Genomic DNA, 21,819 nt, shown 5'->3' on the forward strand with positions numbered 1-21,819 from the left:
TTCTGCATCATTATTGTTTTCGAAAATTTTTACGGCTGTCGTGAAACCTAAAGTGGGTTCTTTTTAGTTTTGATTATTTCAGAAAAACTAATAGTAATTATAGAACCTAACTACAAATACAGAAACTTATAGTAACTTTTACAAAAAAAAGTCCCGACTATTAAAACAGTCGGGGCTTTTATGAATACATGGATTTATACTAATGATGTTCCACCATCAATAATTAATGTTTGTCCTGTTCCGTATTCTTGTTCCAACAAATACAAAAATGTTTTAGCAATATCTTCCGCTTCACCAACTCGTTTTACCGGCAGGTTACTCCCTATATTTGCGTACATATTCTCTCTATCACTTTCTGAAATTCCATTCCATAATGCTGTTTTTACTACTCCCGGAGAAACGATATTCACTCTTATTGGTGCTAATTCCATAGCCATTGCTCTTGTAAAACCTTCCATAGCGGCACAAATACTGGCACCTAATCCCCATCCTTTATTGGGTCTGTTGCTTGCAATACCGCTCGTTAAGACAATAGAACCTTTTGAGTTAATAAATGGAGTCGCATATTTTACAGCAGCAAAAGCTCCCCAATAACGGATATTAAAATAGTTTCGCGCATCCTCTAATGAAGTGTCCTCCACATTGGCAAGAATAAGATTTTCGCCAGCAGTAAAAATTAAGTGGTCGAAAGAACCAATTTTTTCAAACAGTTTTTTTACTTGTAGGCCATCTGTTACATCAATCGCATATCCAATGCTTTCAGACTTTATTTCCTGCAAAGCATTATCAATACGTTGTTGCTTACTTGATATAATAATAATTTGTGCTCCCTTCGAAGCTGCAAGTTTTGCTGTTGCTAAACCAATACCTGAACTTCCTCCAATAATAACTACTTTTTTCCCTTTTAAATTTTCCATTTTTATTTCTTTTAAAAATATTATTTAACGGAACAAAAGTAGATAGCCAAATACCGAAAGGATTTAACAAATGTTAAAAAGAAATTTAGAGTGTATTTTTTTTTATCCTGCTCAAAGACTGTTTTGCGATGCCTAAATAAGAAGCAATATCAGTTTGTGAAACTCTCGATGCAATGTTAGATTGTCTGACCATAAATTTTTGATAACGTGCCGTTGCATCTTCACCAAGGTAAGCATTACGTAATTCTACTTTATTAAGTAAAGCCTGTTGGAAAATGTTATCCAACATATCTTCAAAATAAGGTAAAGAATCATAAAGTGTAAGCAATTTACTTTTCTGAAAAATAATTACTTCTGCATCACAAGCTGCCTCAATTCGATCTTTTGATATTGTATTTTCCGTAAAGCTTTTTAAAATCGTACAAAACTGATTTTCACTAAAAAAGAAATGGATTACTTCATTTCCTTTTTCAGTGATACTGGCTATTTTTAATACCCCTTTACAAACAAAGAAAATTTCTGTTGCCGCTTTTCCTTCTTCAAACAAAATTTCTCCTTCTCTGACAGTTCTATATTCAATGTTTTGGGCAATGCTGTTTTTATCTTCTGAAGTTATTTTTTGAAGATTTTCTAAATAATTAAAAAGTGGTTCAAACATAATAATATTGTATCTGAAATTTATTCAAAATTAAGTTATTAAGATCTTAACATTATACTATTTTCTATTAAATCATCTTCAAAAACAAAAAAACCAACTAAAAATTTGCGAAACCAAATGGTTTCATATATATTTGCAACCAATTAGTTTCGCATTTTAAAATAAACAAATGAGAAGAGATATTTTTCAAGCCATAGCAGATCCGACAAGAAGAGCAATTATTGCCTTAATTTCATTACAGGCAATGACACCAAACGCTATTGCCGAGAATTTTAACACGACCAGACAAGCTGTATCAAAACATTTAAAAATACTATCAGAATGTGAATTATTAAAACAAGAGCATCAGGGCAGGGAAATTTATTATTCTCTTGAAATTGAAAAAATGAAAGAGATTGATAAATGGTTAAACCAATTCAGAGAAATTTGGGAAATCCGTTTTAACCAACTCGATGATGTATTATCAACCATTAAAAAAAATACAAAATGAACAACAATTTATTATTTGATTTTACCGTTGACAAAACAGCAAAAACGGTATTCATAACCAGAGAATTTGCCGCTGAACTTCCATTAGTTTGGGATGCTTTTACCAAAGCAGAAATATTAGATCAATGGGTTGCACCAAAACCCTGGACAGCCAGAACAAAGCATATGGATTTTAAAGTTGGCGGAAAAAGATTTTATGCTATGGTAAGTCCCGAAGGACAAGAGCATTGGTCACTTCAGGAATATACTTCCATTACTCCTAAAAGTAATTTTAAAATGCATAATGCTTTTGCAGATAAAGATGAAAATCCTCAATTGCCCGGTTCTGTTTGGGATTTTAATTTTAGTGAAGAAAATGACATCACAAAATTGAGTCTGATTATCACCAATGAATCACTTGAACGTATGGAAAAAATGATTGAAATGGGATTTGTAGAAGGCTTTAAAATGACAATAAATAGTTTAGAAGAATTATTGACGACTTTGTCAAAAAAATAATTTTAAATCCGGAACGATAAAAAGGTTGTCTATCTTCTGTTGCAAATCTTAATTTTAAAAAATACTAAACAGCAACTCCATTTTATTAATGGAGTTTTTTTATGTCCGATAAAAATCACCTATAAATTTTTGATTATTAATCAACTACATGTAAATTCCATAACAAATACATTTTTAAATGTAAAGTCATTGAAGCATAGATGACGTAATTTTGCCCCTGTCTACTAACTAAATCTTATAGCAATGGAAAATGTAAATAACATAATCAGCCCAAATTACGGTAAATGTCTTCACAGTGCTATTTCTACAGAAGAGAATTCTGAGTTTACATATAGAAAAGCTTATGTGGGAGATTGGGGTGATTGGGATGATCAACCGGATAACAATACTGTTAGTGAAGGTAGTTATGAATTAGAGGAATTAATTTAATTCCTCAGAATATTCTTTGTTCTAATTTTTAATTCGTCAACGAAACTTGTTACACGAATTAAAAATCCAAAAAAAATATCTTTACAATATAATTCCATTCAATTTTGATACTATTTAATCTCAATTTACGGGATTGATGGTTTTTCAATTGATTTTTTCTCAGATTTAAGCTAAATTCATAGTAAATCTTACTTTATAATTGGCTAAATTAATTGTGCCTTATAATTAGCAAAAAAATGAAGGTTGTATTTCATTTTATCTATACTGCTCTCTACAATTTTTAGCGTTCTGAATTCCGAGTTTATATTCATTTAGATTTATTCATTCATCTTTAATTTAATTATAAAGAGAAATACAAAAGTTTAAAAATGAATGTTGAAAAGCATTCTCACGATAAAAAACAATCTTTATTTTTAAGTAACTTTACGGAACTTTTAGAATTTACTTCAAAAATCAAATTACAATATGGAAAATTTAAAAAAAGCCTACATCGCCGGAGGTTGTTTTTGGGGAATGGAAGATTTGTTCCGAGTACGACCAGGCATAAAAAATACTGAAGTCGGCTATATTGGAGGACAAAATGAAAATCCAACTTATCACAATCATCCCGGACATGCAGAAGGAATAGAAATTATATATGATCCTAATGAAACATCATACAAAGAATTACTGGATTATTTCTTTAGAGTGCATGATCCAACAACTGTAGATCAGCAGGGAAATGATTTGGGTTCAAGTTATAGATCTACCCTATTTATACAAGATGAACAGGAAAAAGAAGATGCTTTAGAAGTTATTGAAATTGTAAATGATTCTAAAAGATGGCCTGGAAAAGTTGTGACAACATTAGAACCTTATACCAAATTCTGGCCTGCAGAAGAATACCATCAGGATTATCTTGTAAAAAATCCAAATGGTTATACGTGTCATTTTGAAAGATTTGGTACTTTTCTTTAAATAATCACTTAAAATATCCGCATAAAAATTGCGCAATGGTCTATAATAGACTTTGCGCAATTTTTTTATGGGAAATTTAAAGCCTTCTACCCTATTTTCTATTAATTATACTAAATTTCAGGAGGTGGGAATTATATAACTTTCCTCGATAATTATGTAAATACAAGACTTTTTTTTACATCAGTTTTGAGACATCGGTAATTAAAAAGTAAAACAATCTTTACAAACATTCTTTTTAGTACTAATATAATATCAGCTTTAAGTTACTTTATTGACTTTATACTTTCAAATCTTATATTAATTAATAAGCTTAAATTGCGATGAAAAAGATAATTGTATTTTTTACTATATTGGTTCCCTATTTAGCTTTCTCTGAAACTGTGCAAAAGCCCATCGCGGTTCCTATAAATGAATTCACCAACATCTTATTGGTAGCGGGAATTATATTTGGAGCGTACGTCATTAATAAAAAAAAATAAGGCAGTAAAAACGAGTAAAATTAATTACTACTGCATCGCATTTATTTCGAATTCATACGGAAATTTTTTTAAGTAAACATAAAATGGAAGATTATGTTTATGGACACCCCGCCTTGTACTTTTTTAGTATTTGGCGGGTTTTCCATTAAAGATGTTACTATTTTCTGAATTTACAATTATAGCGGAAATCTTAAATAAAAACGCTGTACTATACTCCTAGTATTACAAAGTGGAAAGCTCAAAAATAGGAAATAACCTGTTATTTGTCTGATCCTTATCTTCAAAAATGACAATTCTACGTTGTCGAAAGCAGGCAAATAATGCCAAAACATGGGAATTATGTAACTTCTGATTGTAATTGTGTAAAATGCGAGTTTACCCTATTCTATATTTGCGCACAACCAAGTATAATTTCTTACAGCCCCACTATGAAAAAAATATATTACTTATTAATTTTTTTAATTCCTTTCTTACACTTTTCTCAAGGTCCTCCCCCTCCAGGGCTTCCAGACCCACTTCCGGTAGCAGCACCCATAAATCAGATAGATTCGATTTTATTTGTTACTGCGATTTTTATAGGAATATACTTTACCTGTAAAAAACTCAATATATCCCTGATACCGAAGAAAAAAATCAGAGTGAATGTTAATTTAGACAAACCCAATAACCTACTATGAAAAGAAAACTATTTTTATTATTTATTTTGATTTCCATACGTAGTTTCTCTCAAATATACATTGGCTCTAACACACCGGTGTATGTAAAAAGTCAAGTGTTGTACGTAACTCAAAATATCAATTTGGATACAAATTCCAATTTATATTTGAGAAATAATTCTCAATTGGTTCAGGGCACTACGGGAGCATCTGCCAATACAGGAACAGGAATTATATCTGTTTATCAGGAAGGAACTTCGGATAACTTCGATTATAATTACTGGTGCTCTCCTGTTGGCAACCCGATTATTGCGACAGGTAACACTAGTTTTGGAATTACTTTATTAAATAAACCCGTTAGTTCGACTGTTTCTACTGCTGCAACAATACTTCCTATTGGAAATTATGACGGAACTGCAAATCCGCTGGCAATTGCTCCGTACTGGATTTATAAATTAACCAATTCTAATAATTATTCGCAATGGGTACAAGTAGCCAGTGCAACAACTATTGCTGCCGGAGAAGGTTTTACCATGAAAGGTACAAGCGGTTCTGATACTACTGATCCGGAAGGAACAGGAGTTACAAATAATCCCGGTACCGGTGCTCAACGTTATGATTTTAGAGGTAAACCCAATGATGGTAACATCGCCATTACGGTAGGCGCTAATAACGCTGCAACCTTAACAGGAAATCCGTATCCTTCGGCATTGCATTTAAATGCATTTCTTTTGGACGGAACAAATAATGCCTGCACCGGTATCGCTTATTTTTGGGAACAGGACAAAGCAGTAAATTCTCATTACCTGTCTGCTTATAAAGGCGGTTACGCCTCTTATTCGCCGGGAAGTTTAGGATCAACTGGTATTTATGTTCCGGCCACTTTCAATTCTTATAAAAGTGATGGTTCTTTAAATACTGTCGGAACTACATCTGGAGTGGCTGTCGAACGAAAATATTTACCTATAGGTCAGGGTTTTATAATTAATGGTGTAGCAAACGGTACCGTTACATTTAAAAATTCGCATCGCATGTTTTATTTTGAAGGTGCCGGTTTGTCTCAATTTGCAAAATCTTCAAATACTAAAAGTGATAAAAGTACAGAAGATGAAGTTACAGAAATTCCACATTTCAAATTAAACACCATTATCAACAATCAATTTACAAGGCAGCTTGCATTGGCATTTTTGCCGGAAGCAACTGATGGTGTAGATGTTGGAATTGATGCTTTAAATATGGATTCAAGCCTTCCCAGTGATGCTTCTTTTTGGTTAGACAACAAAAATTATGTTATACAGGGCATTAACTTCGAACAATCAAAGAGAATTCCTTTAGCGGTTAGAGCAACAATAAGCACTACACTTAAATTTTATATTCCGGAAGTTATAAACTTCGATCCGGCACAAAACATTTATTTGTATGATAATCTTGATGCTTCTTATCATGATGTAAAAAACGGAACTTATCAAGTTACTATTGCGCCCGGAACGTACACAGATCGTTTTAAAATTACATTCACCAATAAAACTTTAGGTGTAAACGAAGAAACTAAAACCGATAGTTTTTATATCCGTCAGGATAATTTAAACCAATTTTTAATAGCCACAAATCCTGATAATCTTACTTTAAAATCTTTTGTTCTTTACGATATACTGGGAAAAACAGTTTTGGTTAAGGATAATTTAGGTTCAGAGCAAAATTACAATTTTTCTACAGCAGCTTTAAGTACCGGAATTTACATTGCTACTTTTTTAACTGCTGATGATATCAAAATAACTCAAAAAGTTATTATTTCCGCTTCTGGAAAATTATAATCAAAGGGTTAAAATTCAATTATAAAAAATCTACTTCTACTAAATACCACTCTATTATGACACATAAAATTACTCCAAAAAATTATAATCGCCTTTTTTTGCTTTTCTTCTTCTTCCTTTCCTTTTTAGGAAATGCCCAAATCGGAATTGGAACTGTAACGCCTAATACAAGTTCTGTACTTGATATTACTTCTACTACTCAGGGATTGCTGCCTCCCAGAATGACAACGACTCAAAGAAATGCAATAGCCACTCCTGCTGACGGCTTAATGGTTTATGATACAACGCTGAAATCATTTTATCACTATGTTTCAACTACCTCGACCTGGACACCAATAAATAATGGAACTACTCAACGCTTGAATTTTAAGCGTATAAAAAGTACTGATGTCCTTTCAGTTGTTCTCGCAACTGAGCTTGCTGCTGGCGGCGGATCAAAATACGTTCTTAATAGTTCCACTTTATATGAAATAAACGGTATGATTGTTTTCAATTTCCCTATCGATTTAAATAATGCTTACATACAAGGTATGGATGCTAATGAGGACATTCTGGTTAAATCATCAGGAATACTTTTCGACGGAACTACCGGAGGAAGCATAAGAAATATTACTATTTCTGCGGCTGGTGCGACTGTTTTTAATTTGAATGCTGCTGCTTCGACTTCAAACTTTTTAATGAGAGATACCATTATTGCAAACGCAACAAGTATTGGTACTATATCCGGTTATGGATTAGTTTTTATGAGTATTGTCAATTTTGTAGCGAATACAAATGGTATAACGTATAACAATATTGGTCAATTGCTATTAAGCAATCAAGCATGGCTTGGCAATAATCTTGGTACTTTCGAAAAATTTACCGGAACATTTACTTTGATCGAAAAACAAGGTGGCTTTAGCCAGGTAAACGGAACTGCGATTGGTGTTGACGTGTCAACTTCAGGTTTAAGTATAACTGGTGATGCTGTATTAGAATCTGTAGTTTTTACAGGGAATACTACTGCCGGATTTGTTAAACCTTATACTACGGGAACTTATACAGGATATAATTTTAATAATAGCTGGACGGTGCGAGCAGCAGGAATTCCTACTGAAGGAGATGCTAATGCTGTAGGAGATTTTTCTATGGACTATGCTGTAGGTTCAGGTGTTGGAGTTGCTCTTAATAATTCAAACCCAAGTAACATACTAAAGGTAGGTGATGTAAACACGATATCTACATCTTCAAATCTTTTTAGATTTTCGACAGATAGTGCTTTTCCTAACAGATTAAAATATCTAGGCAAAAAGAAAAGAATTTTTCAAATTGCGGGTTCTATCTCTTTTCAGGTTCCGGGAGCCGGAACTTATATCATTTATATAGCTAAAAATGGTACTGTTTTGAGTCAATACAAAATTTATGGAAGAGGAACAGCTGTTAATGACATCGTAGTACTTCCATTAAATGCTACCGTAGAATTAGCAACAAATGATTATGTCGAAGTCTATGCTCAACGTTATACCGGAAGTAACGGTGCTATTGTTGTTCCTAATATGACCTTTACTATTAAATAATATTATTTCACACCTGATTATCAATTTAATAAATTGCAAAAACCTGTTTCTTAATATGAGCAGGTTTTTTCATGAGATATATGTTCACCTAAAAATTATGAAACTTTAAATGGAAATTATATAAATAAAAACTAACCTAATAATTTATTTTTCAAACCAACGAATTAAATTAATCAAAATGATGAATTTATGCCAGTTTCTCCTATTTAAACAGCTACATCAGCGATCATTATAAAATTCTTATTCAGTGCTGTTGAAGATTGTTTTTTCTATATCCGCATCAGACACTTGACAATATGATTATCCATTTTGGTGAAAACTAACTCGTTTTTTACTTAATGACCACTTTTCAGTATTCTGTTTGTTTCACTTAAGCATTTGAGAAACATGAAATTAGATCGGCAAAAATAAATTTCACATTCAGGTTAATCAACATCTTGATTTATAATTAAGATGCTTTTGTTCTATTACAATTTGCAAAGTTAACTAAGAGCCATTCGTACAAAACAATTTTAAAATATTGCATTGCCTATTAAACCTTAAAAGCCATGGAGACAGTAATTAAAAATACCGTAATAGTTGGCCAGCAATTTCCTGTTGTTGGTATCGGTACAGCCGCCTCAGAAATTGATCTATTAAAAAAAATACTTTCTGAGCTGCCGGAAGATTCCGGTATAGCTTATATTATTATCGAAAATTTATCGCAGCCACAGTCTGAAAATCTTGCAGAATTGCTTGCCTCACACAGCAAAGTTCCTGTTACTGAAATTGTTAATCAGGTAAATCTAAAACCCAATCATGTTTATGTTGTACCCGAAAATAATTTCCTGGTATTAGACAACGGAATTTTAAAACTAAAACTACACACCAGAAGCAGCAAAGTTCATTATTGCCTGGATATCTTTTTTGATGCCCTCGCTCAAACCTACATGAGTTACGCAACTGGATTAATACTGGCCGGAACACCTTTAGACGGTTCTGCCGGACTTAAAAAAATAAAAGAATTGGGAGGTTCTTCTATTGCTTCTATTTCTAAAAAAGGACTATTACAAAATGAAGTAACTTCTGAATTTATCGATTATTTTGCTCCCCCAACAGACATAGTTCCTAAATTATTACAGATTCATAAAAGTTATCTGATCAACCACGCTTATGTTGAAGAAGAAATTGCACCGGATGAAGATGAATTCTTTAATAAAATTATAGATGTTATAGTGTTGAGATCCGGAACTAATTTTCACAATTATAAAGATCAGACTTTAAGAAGACGTATTGCCAAAAGAATGGTCATTACCAGACAGGAAACTACTGAAAGGTATTTGAATTTACTGAAAGAAAATACCAAAGAACAAGATTTATTATTTCACGATATACTTATTCCGGTAACATTCTTTTTTAGGGATGAGCAGTTTTTTGATAATTTGTATAATACGGTATTTCCTTCTCTAATAAAAAATCTGACTAACAAAAATTTAAGGATTTGGTCTGCGGGATGCTCAACTGGTGAAGAGCCCTATTCGCTTGCAATATGCCTTCATGAATATTTACAACAAACTAATAATACTGATGTAAAAGTCCAGATTTTAGCATCCGATTTGTCTGATCATTGCATAACCAAAGCGCGTTCTGGTGTGTATACGCCACAAGATGTTAAGCACATTAGCGATGAGAGACTCAAAAAATATTTTACTAAAAAAGACAACAGTTATCATGTCAATAAAACAATACGCGACATGTGTGTTTTTGCGGTTCATGATTTAACAAAAGATGCCCCTTTTTCTAAGATTGACTTTGTTTCCTGCCGAAATGTTTTAATCTATTTTCATACCCATTTGCAAAATCATGTATTGGCCGCATTTCATTATGCGCTTAAAGAAAATGGGACTTTATTTCTTGGAAAATCTGAATCGGCAAATAATGTCCAAAATTTATTTACTATAGTAGAAAAACAAGAAAAAATATACGCTCGCAAAACTCCCCAGGATTATTACAAACCAAAAGGATTGCTAGATCTCTTTAATAAATCGGTCAGTAAAATAAGAAATGCTGCTCCGGTTATTAGTACAGAAAAAGATTTTAGAAAAATTGCTTCAGACATTCTTTTGCAGCAATATTCGCCCGCAGCAGTAATCATAAATGAAGAATTGGAAATTGTACATTTTCATGGCGATACAAGTCCCTATTTGCAACCTCCTTCAGGAAAGCCAAATTTTAAGATTTTGAATATGATTCGGGACGAAGTAGATTTTGATCTGAAATATGCCATTTTAAAAGCACGAAATGAGAAGAAAAACATCACAGGGGATTTTGTTGCTGTTAAAAATCAGTCTTTTTTAACCTCTTTTGAAGTTATCTATCTTTCCGCACATCCTGAATTATTATTAATTGTTTTCGACAAAAAAACGAACAAACCTGTAAAAGCAGTACCATCAGATGCTACAGGTCAAACCCGCATACAGGAACTCGAAAAAGAATTAGCACAACTGACCGGTGATTATAAAAGAGTATCAGAAGATCAGCAAATTTATTTTGAAGAACTGCAGACTACCAATGAAGAATTATTAAACAGTGCCGAAGACCTGCAAAATGCAAACGATCTGCTTGTCGTTTCTGCAGAAGAACTTCATTCTAATAATGAAGAATTATCGTGTTTGAATGATGAGCTTCGGGATCGGCGGGATGAATTATCATCCATGCGGAATTTTTACGAATCGGTTATCAAAACCATACGGGAACCCATTATGATTATCGATAAAAATTATAGAGTGAAAAGCGCCAATCCGTCATTTTATAAATATTTTAAAACAACGGAAGAACAAACGGAAGGCTTGTCGATTTTTGAGATTGGAAATAATGATTGGAATTTCCCGGAATTTAAAGACAGTGTCCTTAAAAAAATAGGACAAAATGAAACTGTCGAGAACTTAAAATTGCAATTTAACTTTGAAACCGGCGGCAAAAAAATTATGATTATAAATGCGGCTCCAATTGTCAATTCGATACCCGAAGGCATGATTCTTATTGCTATTGAAGATGTTACAGATTTGGAACAAAGCAGTGAATCTTTGAAAATTAAAACTTTGGAAATGCGAGGTTTTAGCCGGCAATTGCAATCATTTACTGCTGAGGCAAGCAGTAATCTTCTGGACCCGATCCGAAAAATTTCTATGTTTGGGAAAAAGATTTTAGACAGCGAAAAGAATTTAACAGAATCAGGAATGCACAATGTAAAACGACTTTTAAGCTCAACAGAAAATTTGAATCAATTGATTGAAGACCTTGTTAATTATTCTAAAATAAATTTCGCTGAAAAGCAATTTAAAATAACGGATTTAAATTTGCTTCTTAAAAAAACAACCGGTGATTTAAAGGGAATTATTAGCCAACATAAAGCAAATATTATAGCTGATCCACTTCCGTCATTGAATATTATACCGGATCAGATACAGCAGCTTTTCACCAATTTGATATCCAATTCGATAAAATATGCTAAGGAAGATACTGTTCCTGAAATAAAAATTGGAATAACAAATCCATCTGATGAAGAACTTATTGCATTAGAAGCAAATCCCGAAACGGAGTATGTAAAACTTTTTGTAAGCGATAACGGAATTGGTATTAACAAAGATTTTGAATCTTTAATTTTTAATCCATTTTATAAACTTCATAGTAATAATCAACAGTACGGAAGCGGACTTGGATTGACTTTGGTTCAAAGAATTGTTTCTAACCACAGAGGAATGATTAAAGTTTCTAGTGAACCCGGAAAAGGTACAACGGTATTTATATATCTTCCTTCGTAATTTCAATTTAAATAAAAATGATAAACCTGTAATCTTAATTTATTACAGGTTTTTTTATGTGCTAGTAAGATATTTTAAATCCTATTCGCATTTCAGCATTCAATATATATGACAAACTCATCATTGCTTTAAATAACTGGTAATTATACAACTACAGAATATTTTAGTATAAAAATGGTATGTATTACAACAATACATTTACTATTATATTAATCTTTTAACTAAACTATTATGAGTACTTCAAACACCAAAAAAAGCACAGATAGTGCTAAGGCATCAGATAAAAAAACTGATACAAAAGAAACTGCATCAAAAAGCAGTGATAAAGCTGCAGATACAAAAAAAGGTGCAGCAGGCAGTAAAAAATAATCCTTAAAAATTTAGACTATGAATTTAGCCGAAAAAGAAAACTACGGTCAGGATGAACTGTATATTCAGGAAAGCGAAACTAGATTTGAAAAGGAAAGTTATGATTTAGCTTCATTAGACAATTCAGAAAACTATAATGAAGGACAAAATAATAATCAGAACTTTAATAATCAAGGTGATTACGAAAATAAAGATGATTTGGACGCCACTGATCAGGAAGAAGATGACTCTGATGATGATGATGATTTAAATGCCTTAGACGATGACGATGACGATTCTGAACTAGATTCAGATAATGATTACACGGAAAGTGACATCAATAAAAGCCTTTAAAATTAGTTGATTGAAACCGTCTGAAATTCAGACGGTTTTTTTATTTCTATTTTGACAATGATGAACACGGCTAGGCTGCCTTTAATGCCTTAAAATTAAATGAACTAATGAAAAACGACACCCAATAATTCTGTAATGAAAATAAAAAAAGGTGTAAAGCAAAAACGTTCTAAGCTTCTTAATTTTAATTACTTACAATAATGTACAAATTACTCGACTTTAAAAACTAAAATAAAATAATTATGGGAACTCTCACAACATCAGCACAAGGTGCTTTAAAATCAATAAAAACTAATGTATCTACAGTAGAAAGAGTATTAATGGTAACCAGTGGTGCTTATCTTTTATATAATGCTTTATCGAAAGAGAACAAAAGCATTACCAAAGCAGGGGCCGGTGGCGCAATGCTGTTAAGAGGAATTTCAGGATATTGTCCTATTTATGATGCGGCTGGGCATTTGATGAATGACAAAGCTTCGAACATTAACATCAGATTTAATACGGTTATCAATAAGCCTGTTGGAGAAGTATATGATTTTTGGCGTAATCTTGAAAATTTACCAAAATTCATGAGTCATTTGGATAACATTAAAACAATTGATGCAACAACATCTCAATGGACAGCAAAAGGTCCTGCCGGAATTGGATCTATTTCATGGAAAGCAAGAATTGTAAAAGACAGAAAAGACAGACTTTTGAGCTGGAATTCTCTTGAAGGTTCAACAATCAGAAATGCCGGAAAAGTGATTTTTAAATCGCATGGTAGTTCTACAGAACTTGATATCACAATCTCTTATCATGCGCCACTAGGAATTGCGGGAGAAAGTGCTGCAAAACTTCTAAATCCGTATTTTGAAAAACTAGTAAAAAATGATGTTGCTACTCTAAAAGAATATCTTGAATCGTAATAAGTTTCAATTTTAAATAAATTGTAAATGCCTGTAGAAAATAATCTACAGGCATTTTATTTTTTAATGAGAATCAACAAGATTTTCGTAATAAAAACTATCAAATACTGACACCAATAAATTATATAAATTAATCGCTTTAACTTATAAACGGCGTATAAAATCTATAAATTATTTTTGAATAAGCAGCGACAACTGTTATTTATCATCATTTGTTGCCAAATCTTAAAACTTAAGTATACGATTTTATGGAAGAATTTTTACACGACATTGCGCAACATGTAGAAGGATATTATCAAACTATTGTCGATATAACTCCAAAATTATTGCTTGCCGTTGTGGTCGTTCTTATATCCTGGTTTATTGCGTCGCGTGCACGCGGATTTGCAGACCAAAGATTAAAACGCAAAATGCACGATCCTTTATTAGCTACTTTTATTGCCAATCTTATTAAGGCAATCCTGATCGTTATAGGATTTCTTTTTATGTTTCGTGTTATAGGCTTAACCGGAGTTGCACAAAGTATTTTGGCCGGAGCCGGAATCTCTGCATTTATTATTGGATTTGCCTTAAAAGATATTGGAGAGAATTTCCTAGCCGGTATTCTGCTTGCTTTCAAAAGGCCATTTTCTGTTGGCGATATTATTGAAAGCAATGGCGTAAAAGGAAAAGTCGTTGCGCTCAATCTTCGTGATACACAAATAAAAAGTGACAGTAAAAACATCTACATTCCGAATGCACTTTTGATAAAAAACACATTAGTCAATTTTAATAGTGGCGGATTTCTTTTACAGGATTTTACCATTGGTCTTGAATATGGTTCAGATTATAAAAAAGCACTTGCTCTTATAACCGCGATGTCATGGAAGCTGATAATGATATTGAAGATCAGGGATATTCAAATTCTGCTGTAGTTTCGGGTATTACAGGAAATACGGTGCAGATTAATGTAAGATACTGGGTAAAAACAGATTTAAAGGTGACTGATGGTAAACACCGTTCTGAAGTGGTAATTGAAGTTGCAGAAGTACTTAATGCAAATGGCTTTATCATTAAATAAAGATCTGAAAAACTACAAATAGTAACATGAAAAAATTTGAACAAATTATAATGCTGGGTTTATTTTGCTTTTCCTACGCAGTTTCAGCACAACAAATACAAACCGACAGACCAAATGAAACCGGAAAAAATAGTTAATGGTTAATGGTTAATTATAAATGATTAATGGATTTTTTAATTTTTAATTTTTAATTAAAAAAAATAAACCTGCAGCCAGCAACTGCCACAGGTTTAAAACATTAAATAATCAACAGGGCAGCATCTTATCTGCCTTTTTGTGTAGAGGTCGAATCTGTGCTTACGTTGGTATTCCCTTTTTGTACCGTTCCCGCAGATCCAGAACCTGTAGAACCTTCGCCAGTGGCTCCGGTTGTTCCGTTTGTACTAGTATTTGTTGAGTCTGAGTTTGGCCCAACACTATCGATAGTGGTTTCAGTTGAATCTGTACTATTCATGTAAGGATCTTCTGTAACGTTTTCATTCTTTTTACATGAAACTACTGTTGCAAATAAAGCAACTAACATGGTGGTTTTAATTAGCGTTTTCATAATATATTATTTTAGTTTATGTGCCAAAGATAATTTTGTGACCTACACGAATGTTACATAATTTGCAAGGACATTTACACATTTAAACTTTATAACAAATTATAAATCAGAATTATAACCAAAAAATTATTTTATTCTCACCAGGTTATTTTAATGTGGCTTTCTCCATTAATTTTATATTCCAGCAAAGTTTTTGATTTTGCAGTTGGATCAATAATTTCTTTATTCTGAAAAACTTCCATTTTAATTTTACTCTTTTCAGCCAGGATAATTTTAAAATTGCATCCAAATTCAGCACTTCCTAAAACGGTAAAGCTTATTGTTTTTTTTGATTGTTTGTATTTAACCAGCGGATAATCTACAAACAATAAAAAGTCTTCATCTTTAACCTGATGGTATTGTCTGGTCATGGCTCCAAAGCCAACTCCGGCGCCATAAACCTCCTGCCCTACTTGTCCGCTTTTTTCCCAGCCACTATAAAGATCTTCTAACGGAATCCATAGTTCTTTTTGAATTTCTCCTGTTTTAACTTCTTCGGACAACATTTCGTCAGGCAGTTTTGACGGATAATAAAAAGGCAATCTGTTTACGGCATATTTTAGAAATTCCGGTATTAAAATTTTTAGGGAAGGAAGTAACTCTATTTCATCAGCCTGTATTAAATATTCTGATAGTGCAGCATATACTTCCATCTCTTCGTAAGCGGCGGTATAAGGTGCATCATTTAGAGGAAAAACAGAAAAATAATTAGGATAATTTTTTCCGTATCCGTACTGGCAATCCCATATTTGCATGTTTTTGAAAAGACAGGCCAAACAGGCATAACTCAAATCCAGGTATTCTTTTTTGCCGGTAATTTTATACAATTCTAAAAGAGCTCCGGCAGAAAAGGCTGTATTATTGGCTTGGTAAAAAATATCAAAACCAATACCAACCAGTTTTTTAACTGCTTTTTCGGCTTCACGCAAATAGCGTTTATCATTTGTTAATCGATATATCAGCAACATTAAATGTGCGTAAGATCCGGGAACATCTTTCTCTCCGCCTTTTCCGGGCGCAGTTTCTTTTCTTATCACTTCTAAAGTATCCATTTTATAAAAAACTGGCCATTCATAATCAAAATGATGGGCCACTTTTATAGCAAATTCAACCGATTCCATAACCAATTCTTCAGCCTTTTTTTCACCTTTCAAAGCAAGCCTGGCAAGGTTCATAAGCGGATGATGCAGGTACCAGGAATCCATAACCATTTCCTTTTTTTGAATTTCTGAATTATCGAGATCATCTTTAAGGTCAGGAAGCCAACGGTTTATTGTCTTTATTTTAGGTTCGTAAAATGCATCTATTCCGTTAAAAAGATCATCATAAAGAGGATGTGTTTCTCCAAACCAATGCTTCAATTCATTCAAAGGCATTATTACAGCCAATTGAACCATAACTTCTGCGGGAGTATCATAATCACACAAATAAGCATTTAAGTACGGAGATCCGTTCGTTTGTGTCCAGCAGCCTTTGTTGTTGTAAATATCGTTAAGACAATTGTCTGTAATTTCAGGCCAGTTGTGATAAATCACTTCAGGATGTGGTAAGGTGCGATAAACTGTTGCCAGATTGTTTAAAAATTGATGCGTTTCTTTTATTTCATCATCAATAATTTCTTCTGATAATAAAACATAAGCATCAGAAACAATATACGCTTTATCAGCTGGCAATGGCTTTTCTTCAGTGGTTGGTAATTTGAATCCTATTTCCGGCCAGCTTCCCACAACACTATCATCTAAATTAGTTTCTGTAGCTTCACAATAGCTACTTAAAGAAGTAAGGTCCTGAAAGTAAAAAATGGAGCCGGTTTTTGGTTTGGTTGTACTAAAAAATATAATACCGGAACGCGAACCCATTTGATTCATGTGTATTTTTCCATTCGTGTTTTCAACGCTTCCTTTTTGTGTTACGGGAATAATATCTCTTGGCCAAAAAGGAATCATCAAAGGCTGATTAGCCTTAAACGAAGTTGTGTAGTGCAATAAAGGCGCATTATCATCCGGAAAAGAAACAGTAACTTCATACTTGCCCAGCCTTGTTTCTAAAGTAATAACAAGCGTTTGTCCGTCATCAAATAAATTAGTTACTTCAAAACAGCTGTTCATACCAAAAGCAGGACGAAAAGCCATTTTTCCGTTATCTGGCCAAGTAGCTACAATCCATAATGAGTCGCCAGTATTAAAGGCCTGAAAAGTGTATTTTTGGAATTCTTTTTCCCAAATTACAGTGCTGTTTTCTAAATCGGCATGCACAGTCGCAGCCCACGGTGAAATTGTATGCATAATATCTGTTTAAAAGAATTAACTCGTAATTATAAATCCAATTAATAGTAATCCAACCTAAATAATTAATAACTAACAATTAATAACTACTCCCCCGTTTCCATATGCGGTGCATCAACAGGTTTAGATTGCGATGAACCAATTTGTCGCAGGTAAATAGAAAGTACGATAATAGCGAAAACCGAAAGGAATTCACTTTGCCAGTTCTGAAAAGATTCGAACCAAAATCTTGAATCGGTTATATAATCAGAGGCTGTTTCAAGCGGCATTCCTTTCAAAGACAATTGTTCGTTTTCATCTTTTAAACTTCCGTAGAAATGTGCCACAAATGAAAGCAGGAATAATAAAAACAAAGAAATCGTAAGCGAATGTTTGTAGATCGCTAAAATTAATCCACCCTTTTTAACCGGCCATGGCGCATCTTTTTTATTCGCCGAAGGTTCTCTGTCAACTTCTTCTTCCTTATCAAAATCTTTAGATTCTGAAGACCCTTTTTGTTGTAAAAAAATAGTCATTACAACAAGAAGCGCCATTTGTAAAAACTCACTTTCCCAGTTTTCAAAAGTAGATTCTATAAAATGTCCTGTCGAGAAATAGGACAACAGCGTAATTGTTGAAGCTCCATTTTCAACGAGATCTTTATTATATTCTTCGAATCCAAAAATAATTTGTCCGACAAATGCAGCGACAAATAATAAGAAAAAGCAAACCGAGAGTCCGTTGTTGCGTAAAAAAGTTTTCATATTTAATTTTACCGTATTTTATTTTGTACCGAATAAAGATTATGCTATTCAAAGACAATTATTTACATTATTTTACAGCGATTTTACAATATTTTCAGGCTTAAAATGAATGTTAAGCGGCGTTTATTTTTGGGTATAATTTTATAATCAATCCCTTTAAACGGTTTTGATAATCTTCCATCAGCCATTCTTTATAATTCTTGCTGGCGTTTTCAAGGCATTTTACATATTGTTTTACACGCCAGTCAATTTCCGGTTGTAGGGCTTCTGCCAATGCAATCGCCTGAGAAAGTGTTTCAGCATTATCCATACACATTTTGGCATGTTGCCTGATTGATTCCTGAATAACGGTTTTCGGTTTTTTATCCATATCAATGGCTTCCTGATAATGATCTTCAATATCAAAAGTCATTTCAAGCGTATTTGGAAATTGTGCTCTTAATTCAGCAGAAATTCCGTGCGATTGTACAGATGAACCTCCAGTTGATTGATATTGAAGCTGTTTTGCAAAAGTATCAGGATGTTCAAAAACAAATTTCCAGTCTACCGGTTCTTCCCACGCGCCAAAACGCTGAATATTATTACCAAGATCTGTAATAGAAAAAGTTTCCTTAGACGGAAGTTTTCGGGATCCACGGCCTATCATTTGGTGATACAATGTTATAGATGTCGTAGCACGATTCAGAATAATATTCTCTACCGTTGGCTCATCAAATCCTGTAGTCAGAATCGAAACCGAAGTAAGAACGGCATCTTTTGTTTTCTTAAACCATTTCAGGATTTCTTTTCTCTCGTCATCAGAAGTTTTATTATCGAGATGTCTTATTGAAATTCCGGCATCTTTAAAAGTTTCATATACTTTTTGCGAAGTTGTAACGCCATTATTAAAAATCAACGTCTTTTTTCCGGTTGAATGCTCTTTGTAAGCCTTTAATAATAATTCCTGCATTACCGGAGAACTATACAATTCGTTAGAAGAACTTACCGTATAATCGCCGTGTAATCCTGTTTTTAGCGAATTTAATTCTACTTCATAAACAAACGATTCCGGTTTGGCCAGATAACCATCGGCAATAAGGTCGGCTATGTTTTCTCCCGTAATCAATAGATCGTAATGTTTGTTCATTGGTTTCGAAATATCAGAGCTAAAAGGTGTTGCGGTAACACCAATAACAAATGCTTTTTTAAAACTGCCCATTAATTTCCTGAACGAATTATGGTGCGCTTCGTCAACAATAACAAGTCCTACATCATTCGTTTTTATTTTTTTTGCTTTAATTCTGTTGCGAAGTGTTTCAACCATTGCAACATAACAATCACAACCCGGTTTAAAATTACCACTGGTACTGCTTATAATTTGGTTTCTTACACCAATCTTTTTTAGTGTTGATGATGTCTGAGTACACAGTTCTTTTCGATGTGTCAGGATCACCACTTTTTTACCAAACTGAACCATAAATCTTCTGGCAATTTCAGAAAAAACAACCGTTTTTCCGCCGCCTGTTGGCAATTGATATAAGAGTTTCTTTTTTGCAGCACTTTCCATCTCATCAAAAATAATTTGAATGTCTTTTTCCTGATAAGCGTAGAATGTATTTTTGGGCTGTGTATTTGTTTTCATTTTTTGATTTACTATTTTATTTATTCCATTTATTCCTCTGCAGGCAAAAGCTGAGATTCCATAAATTTTCCTGTTACAATTGTTCCTTCTTCATCTTCCCATTGGGTTATCACATTCTCGATCAACTCAGGTTCGAAACCTATAACTTCCATAACCTGAATACCGAATTCCTGCTGTACTTTTTGGCCTTTTTGAAACATAATTTGATTATTTAGCGTTATTAATTTTTTTTTATTAATTCTGTAAAAGTCTTCATTTTGTAAAGATTAAAATTAGTCTACACTTTGCTATTTACTTTACATTATTGTTCCTGCTTTATTATATTATTTTGCGATTTTAATCCTCATTTTAAATCATTTTTCTCTGCGTTTTTTCATCTGTATTTACCTAAAAATGAAAATTTTATAATACTGCCTAAGTATTATATAAGACGATTCATTAATTAAAGAACTTTCTTTATACTATCGTTTTTATATCAATTTCCTAACTATACTTTATAGTTGCAAAAAATAGAAATCATTATGAGTGACATTGCCCGCAGGTTTCCTGAAAATCCATTGCTAATGCCAAAAGATTTACGTCCGAGCAGTAGCGAATTGCAGATTATCAGCCTTTTAAATCCCGGTGTTTTTGTATTTGAAGAAAAGATCTGGCTTTTGGTGCGTGTTGCCGAATCGATTGCGCAAAAAGAAGGTGTTATTTTTTTTCCTGTTATTAATGCAATTGGCAAAGTCGAAATCATAGAAATTCCTCTAAATGATCCGGATCTTATTGCGACAGATGCACGGGTTATAAAGTATAAAGGATTAGATTATCTTACTACTATTTCTCATTTGAGAGTGGTTTGCAGCGATGACGGAGTACATTTTTATGAGCCCGAAGATTCAGCTACTTTAATGGGATCAGGAATATTAGAACAATTTGGTATAGAAGACTGTAGGGTTTCAAAAATAGAAGATACTTATTATCTGGCTTATACTGCAGTTTCAGAAAATGGCGTTGGAGTTGGCTTGCGAACTACAAAAGACTGGAAAAATTTTGAAACAAAAGGGATGATTTTTCCTCCGCATAATAAAGATTGCGCTCTTTTTGAAGAGAAAATAAATGGCAAATATTATGCGTTGCATCGTCCGTCAAGTCCACAAATTGGCGGAAATTATATGTGGCTCGCAGAATCTCCGGACGGCATACATTGGGGAAATCATAAATGCATTATCAAAACCAGACACGGATTGTGGGACAGTGCCAGAGTTGGCGCAGGTGCTGCTCCTATTAAAACAGATAAAGGATGGCTGGAGATATATCACGGTGCAAACGCAGAACATCAATATTGCCTTGGTGCCTTTTTAATGGATTTGGAAGATCCTTCTAAGGTAATATCCAGAACAATAGAACCCATAATGGTTCCAAAGGAAAATTATGAACTGAGTGGCTTTTTTGGATACGTGGTTTTTACCAACGGACATGTAGTTGATGGTGATAAAATAACAATCTATTACGGAGCTGCTGATGAATTTGTGTGTGGCGCTCATTTTTCGCTTACAGAAATATTATCGGCACTTGAGCCACTTGATGACAAGGAAGCAATTCTAACATTTCCTAAGCTACAATAACAACGAATATTTCTTTTAAATAAAGTAACCAAAAAATTTAGAACT

Annotated in this window: 21 protein-coding genes; 14 read left to right on the forward strand and 7 right to left on the reverse strand. The window is 33.2% G+C overall.

Annotation, left to right across the window (positions count from 1 at the left end; translation table 11 throughout):
• Positions 1–194: 194 nt before the first annotated feature.
• Complete coding sequence (locus EV143_RS13160) at positions 195–917, reverse strand: SDR family oxidoreductase (protein ID WP_133508401.1); 723 nt, start codon at positions 915–917, stop codon at positions 195–197.
• Between the two features lie 85 nt (positions 918–1,002).
• Positions 1,003–1,575 carry a Crp/Fnr family transcriptional regulator gene (locus tag EV143_RS13165; protein WP_133508402.1) on the reverse strand — a complete coding sequence of 191 codons (573 nt, stop codon included), beginning with the start codon at positions 1,573–1,575 and terminating at the stop codon, positions 1,003–1,005.
• A 169-nt stretch (positions 1,576–1,744) separates the two neighbouring features.
• On the opposite strand from EV143_RS13165, the gene EV143_RS13170 reads away from it, so the two are divergent.
• The 13 genes from EV143_RS13170 (at position 1,745) to EV143_RS21820 (ending at position 14,926) form a co-directional block, all read left to right on the forward strand.
• Positions 1,745–2,065 (forward strand): ArsR/SmtB family transcription factor, encoded by a 321-nt coding sequence (locus EV143_RS13170; protein WP_133508403.1) that lies wholly within the window; start codon positions 1,745–1,747, stop codon positions 2,063–2,065.
• Entirely contained in the window at positions 2,062–2,562 is a 501-nt protein-coding gene (locus EV143_RS13175; protein WP_133508404.1) for an SRPBCC family protein, read from the forward strand. Before EV143_RS13170 ends, EV143_RS13175 begins: the two co-directional genes overlap by 4 nt.
• Positions 2,563–2,805: 243 nt before the next feature.
• Positions 2,806–2,991 carry a hypothetical protein gene (locus EV143_RS13180; RefSeq protein ID WP_133508405.1) on the forward strand — a complete coding sequence of 62 codons (186 nt, stop codon included), beginning with the start codon at positions 2,806–2,808 and terminating at the stop codon, positions 2,989–2,991.
• A gap of 465 nt (positions 2,992–3,456) precedes the next feature.
• Complete coding sequence (msrA, locus tag EV143_RS13185; RefSeq protein ID WP_133508406.1) at positions 3,457–3,948, forward strand: peptide-methionine (S)-S-oxide reductase MsrA; 492 nt, start codon at positions 3,457–3,459, stop codon at positions 3,946–3,948.
• Between the two features lie 320 nt (positions 3,949–4,268).
• Positions 4,269–4,427, forward strand: a complete 159-nt coding sequence (locus tag EV143_RS21485; protein WP_166638154.1) for a hypothetical protein — start codon at positions 4,269–4,271, stop codon at positions 4,425–4,427.
• A 673-nt stretch (positions 4,428–5,100) separates the two neighbouring features.
• Entirely contained in the window at positions 5,101–6,897 is a 1,797-nt protein-coding gene (locus EV143_RS13190) for a T9SS type A sorting domain-containing protein (protein WP_133508407.1), read from the forward strand.
• 56 nt (positions 6,898–6,953) lie between these two features.
• On the forward strand, positions 6,954–8,453 hold the full coding sequence (locus tag EV143_RS13195; RefSeq protein ID WP_243739862.1) for a hypothetical protein: 1,500 nt from the start codon (positions 6,954–6,956) through the stop codon (positions 8,451–8,453).
• 548 nt (positions 8,454–9,001) lie between these two features.
• Positions 9,002–12,256, forward strand: coding sequence for a CheR family methyltransferase (locus EV143_RS13200; RefSeq protein ID WP_133508408.1), 3,255 nt, complete (start codon positions 9,002–9,004; stop codon positions 12,254–12,256).
• A gap of 231 nt (positions 12,257–12,487) precedes the next feature.
• Complete coding sequence (locus tag EV143_RS21490; RefSeq protein ID WP_166638155.1) at positions 12,488–12,625, forward strand: hypothetical protein; 138 nt, start codon at positions 12,488–12,490, stop codon at positions 12,623–12,625.
• Positions 12,626–12,643: 18 nt separating this feature from the next.
• The gene (locus tag EV143_RS13205; protein ID WP_133508409.1) at positions 12,644–12,958 is read left to right on the forward strand and encodes a hypothetical protein; all 315 of its coding nucleotides are present in this window, start codon (positions 12,644–12,646) and stop codon (positions 12,956–12,958) included.
• 242 nt (positions 12,959–13,200) lie between these two features.
• Complete coding sequence (locus tag EV143_RS13210) at positions 13,201–13,866, forward strand: SRPBCC family protein (protein WP_133508410.1); 666 nt, start codon at positions 13,201–13,203, stop codon at positions 13,864–13,866.
• A 248-nt stretch (positions 13,867–14,114) separates the two neighbouring features.
• Complete coding sequence (locus EV143_RS13215) at positions 14,115–14,780, forward strand: mechanosensitive ion channel family protein (protein WP_243739863.1); 666 nt, start codon at positions 14,115–14,117, stop codon at positions 14,778–14,780.
• Positions 14,729–14,926 carry a hypothetical protein gene (locus EV143_RS21820; protein ID WP_243739864.1) on the forward strand — a complete coding sequence of 66 codons (198 nt, stop codon included), beginning with the start codon at positions 14,729–14,731 and terminating at the stop codon, positions 14,924–14,926. The genes EV143_RS13215 and EV143_RS21820 overlap by 52 nt, the downstream gene beginning before the upstream one ends.
• 262 nt (positions 14,927–15,188) lie before the next feature.
• On the opposite strand, the gene EV143_RS13220 is transcribed toward EV143_RS21820, so the two are convergent.
• The 5 genes from EV143_RS13220 to EV143_RS21495 form a co-directional block, all read right to left on the reverse strand.
• Positions 15,189–15,473: a hypothetical protein gene (locus EV143_RS13220; RefSeq protein WP_133508411.1), complete on the reverse strand. Its 285-nt coding sequence runs from the start codon at positions 15,471–15,473 to the stop codon at positions 15,189–15,191.
• Positions 15,474–15,610: 137 nt separating this feature from the next.
• Complete coding sequence (locus EV143_RS13225) at positions 15,611–17,797, reverse strand: glycoside hydrolase family protein (protein WP_133508412.1); 2,187 nt, start codon at positions 17,795–17,797, stop codon at positions 15,611–15,613.
• Between the two features lie 86 nt (positions 17,798–17,883).
• Positions 17,884–18,540, reverse strand: coding sequence for a DUF6766 family protein (locus tag EV143_RS13230; RefSeq protein ID WP_133508413.1), 657 nt, complete (start codon positions 18,538–18,540; stop codon positions 17,884–17,886).
• Between the two features lie 112 nt (positions 18,541–18,652).
• Positions 18,653–20,161: a DEAD/DEAH box helicase gene (locus EV143_RS13235; RefSeq protein WP_133508414.1), complete on the reverse strand. Its 1,509-nt coding sequence runs from the start codon at positions 20,159–20,161 to the stop codon at positions 18,653–18,655.
• A gap of 29 nt (positions 20,162–20,190) precedes the next feature.
• A complete protein-coding gene (locus EV143_RS21495; protein WP_166638156.1) occupies positions 20,191–20,361 on the reverse strand; it encodes a hypothetical protein in 171 nt (56 codons plus the stop codon).
• Between the two features lie 321 nt (positions 20,362–20,682).
• Here EV143_RS21495 and EV143_RS13240 point away from each other — a divergent pair, with 321 nt between their 5' ends.
• Entirely contained in the window at positions 20,683–21,774 is a 1,092-nt protein-coding gene (locus EV143_RS13240; protein WP_133508415.1) for a glycoside hydrolase family 130 protein, read from the forward strand.
• Positions 21,775–21,819 lie beyond the last annotated feature (45 nt).

The sequence above is a fragment of the Flavobacterium chryseum genome, from assembly GCF_004362015.1.
Lineage (GTDB): Bacteria > Bacteroidota > Bacteroidia > Flavobacteriales > Flavobacteriaceae > Flavobacterium.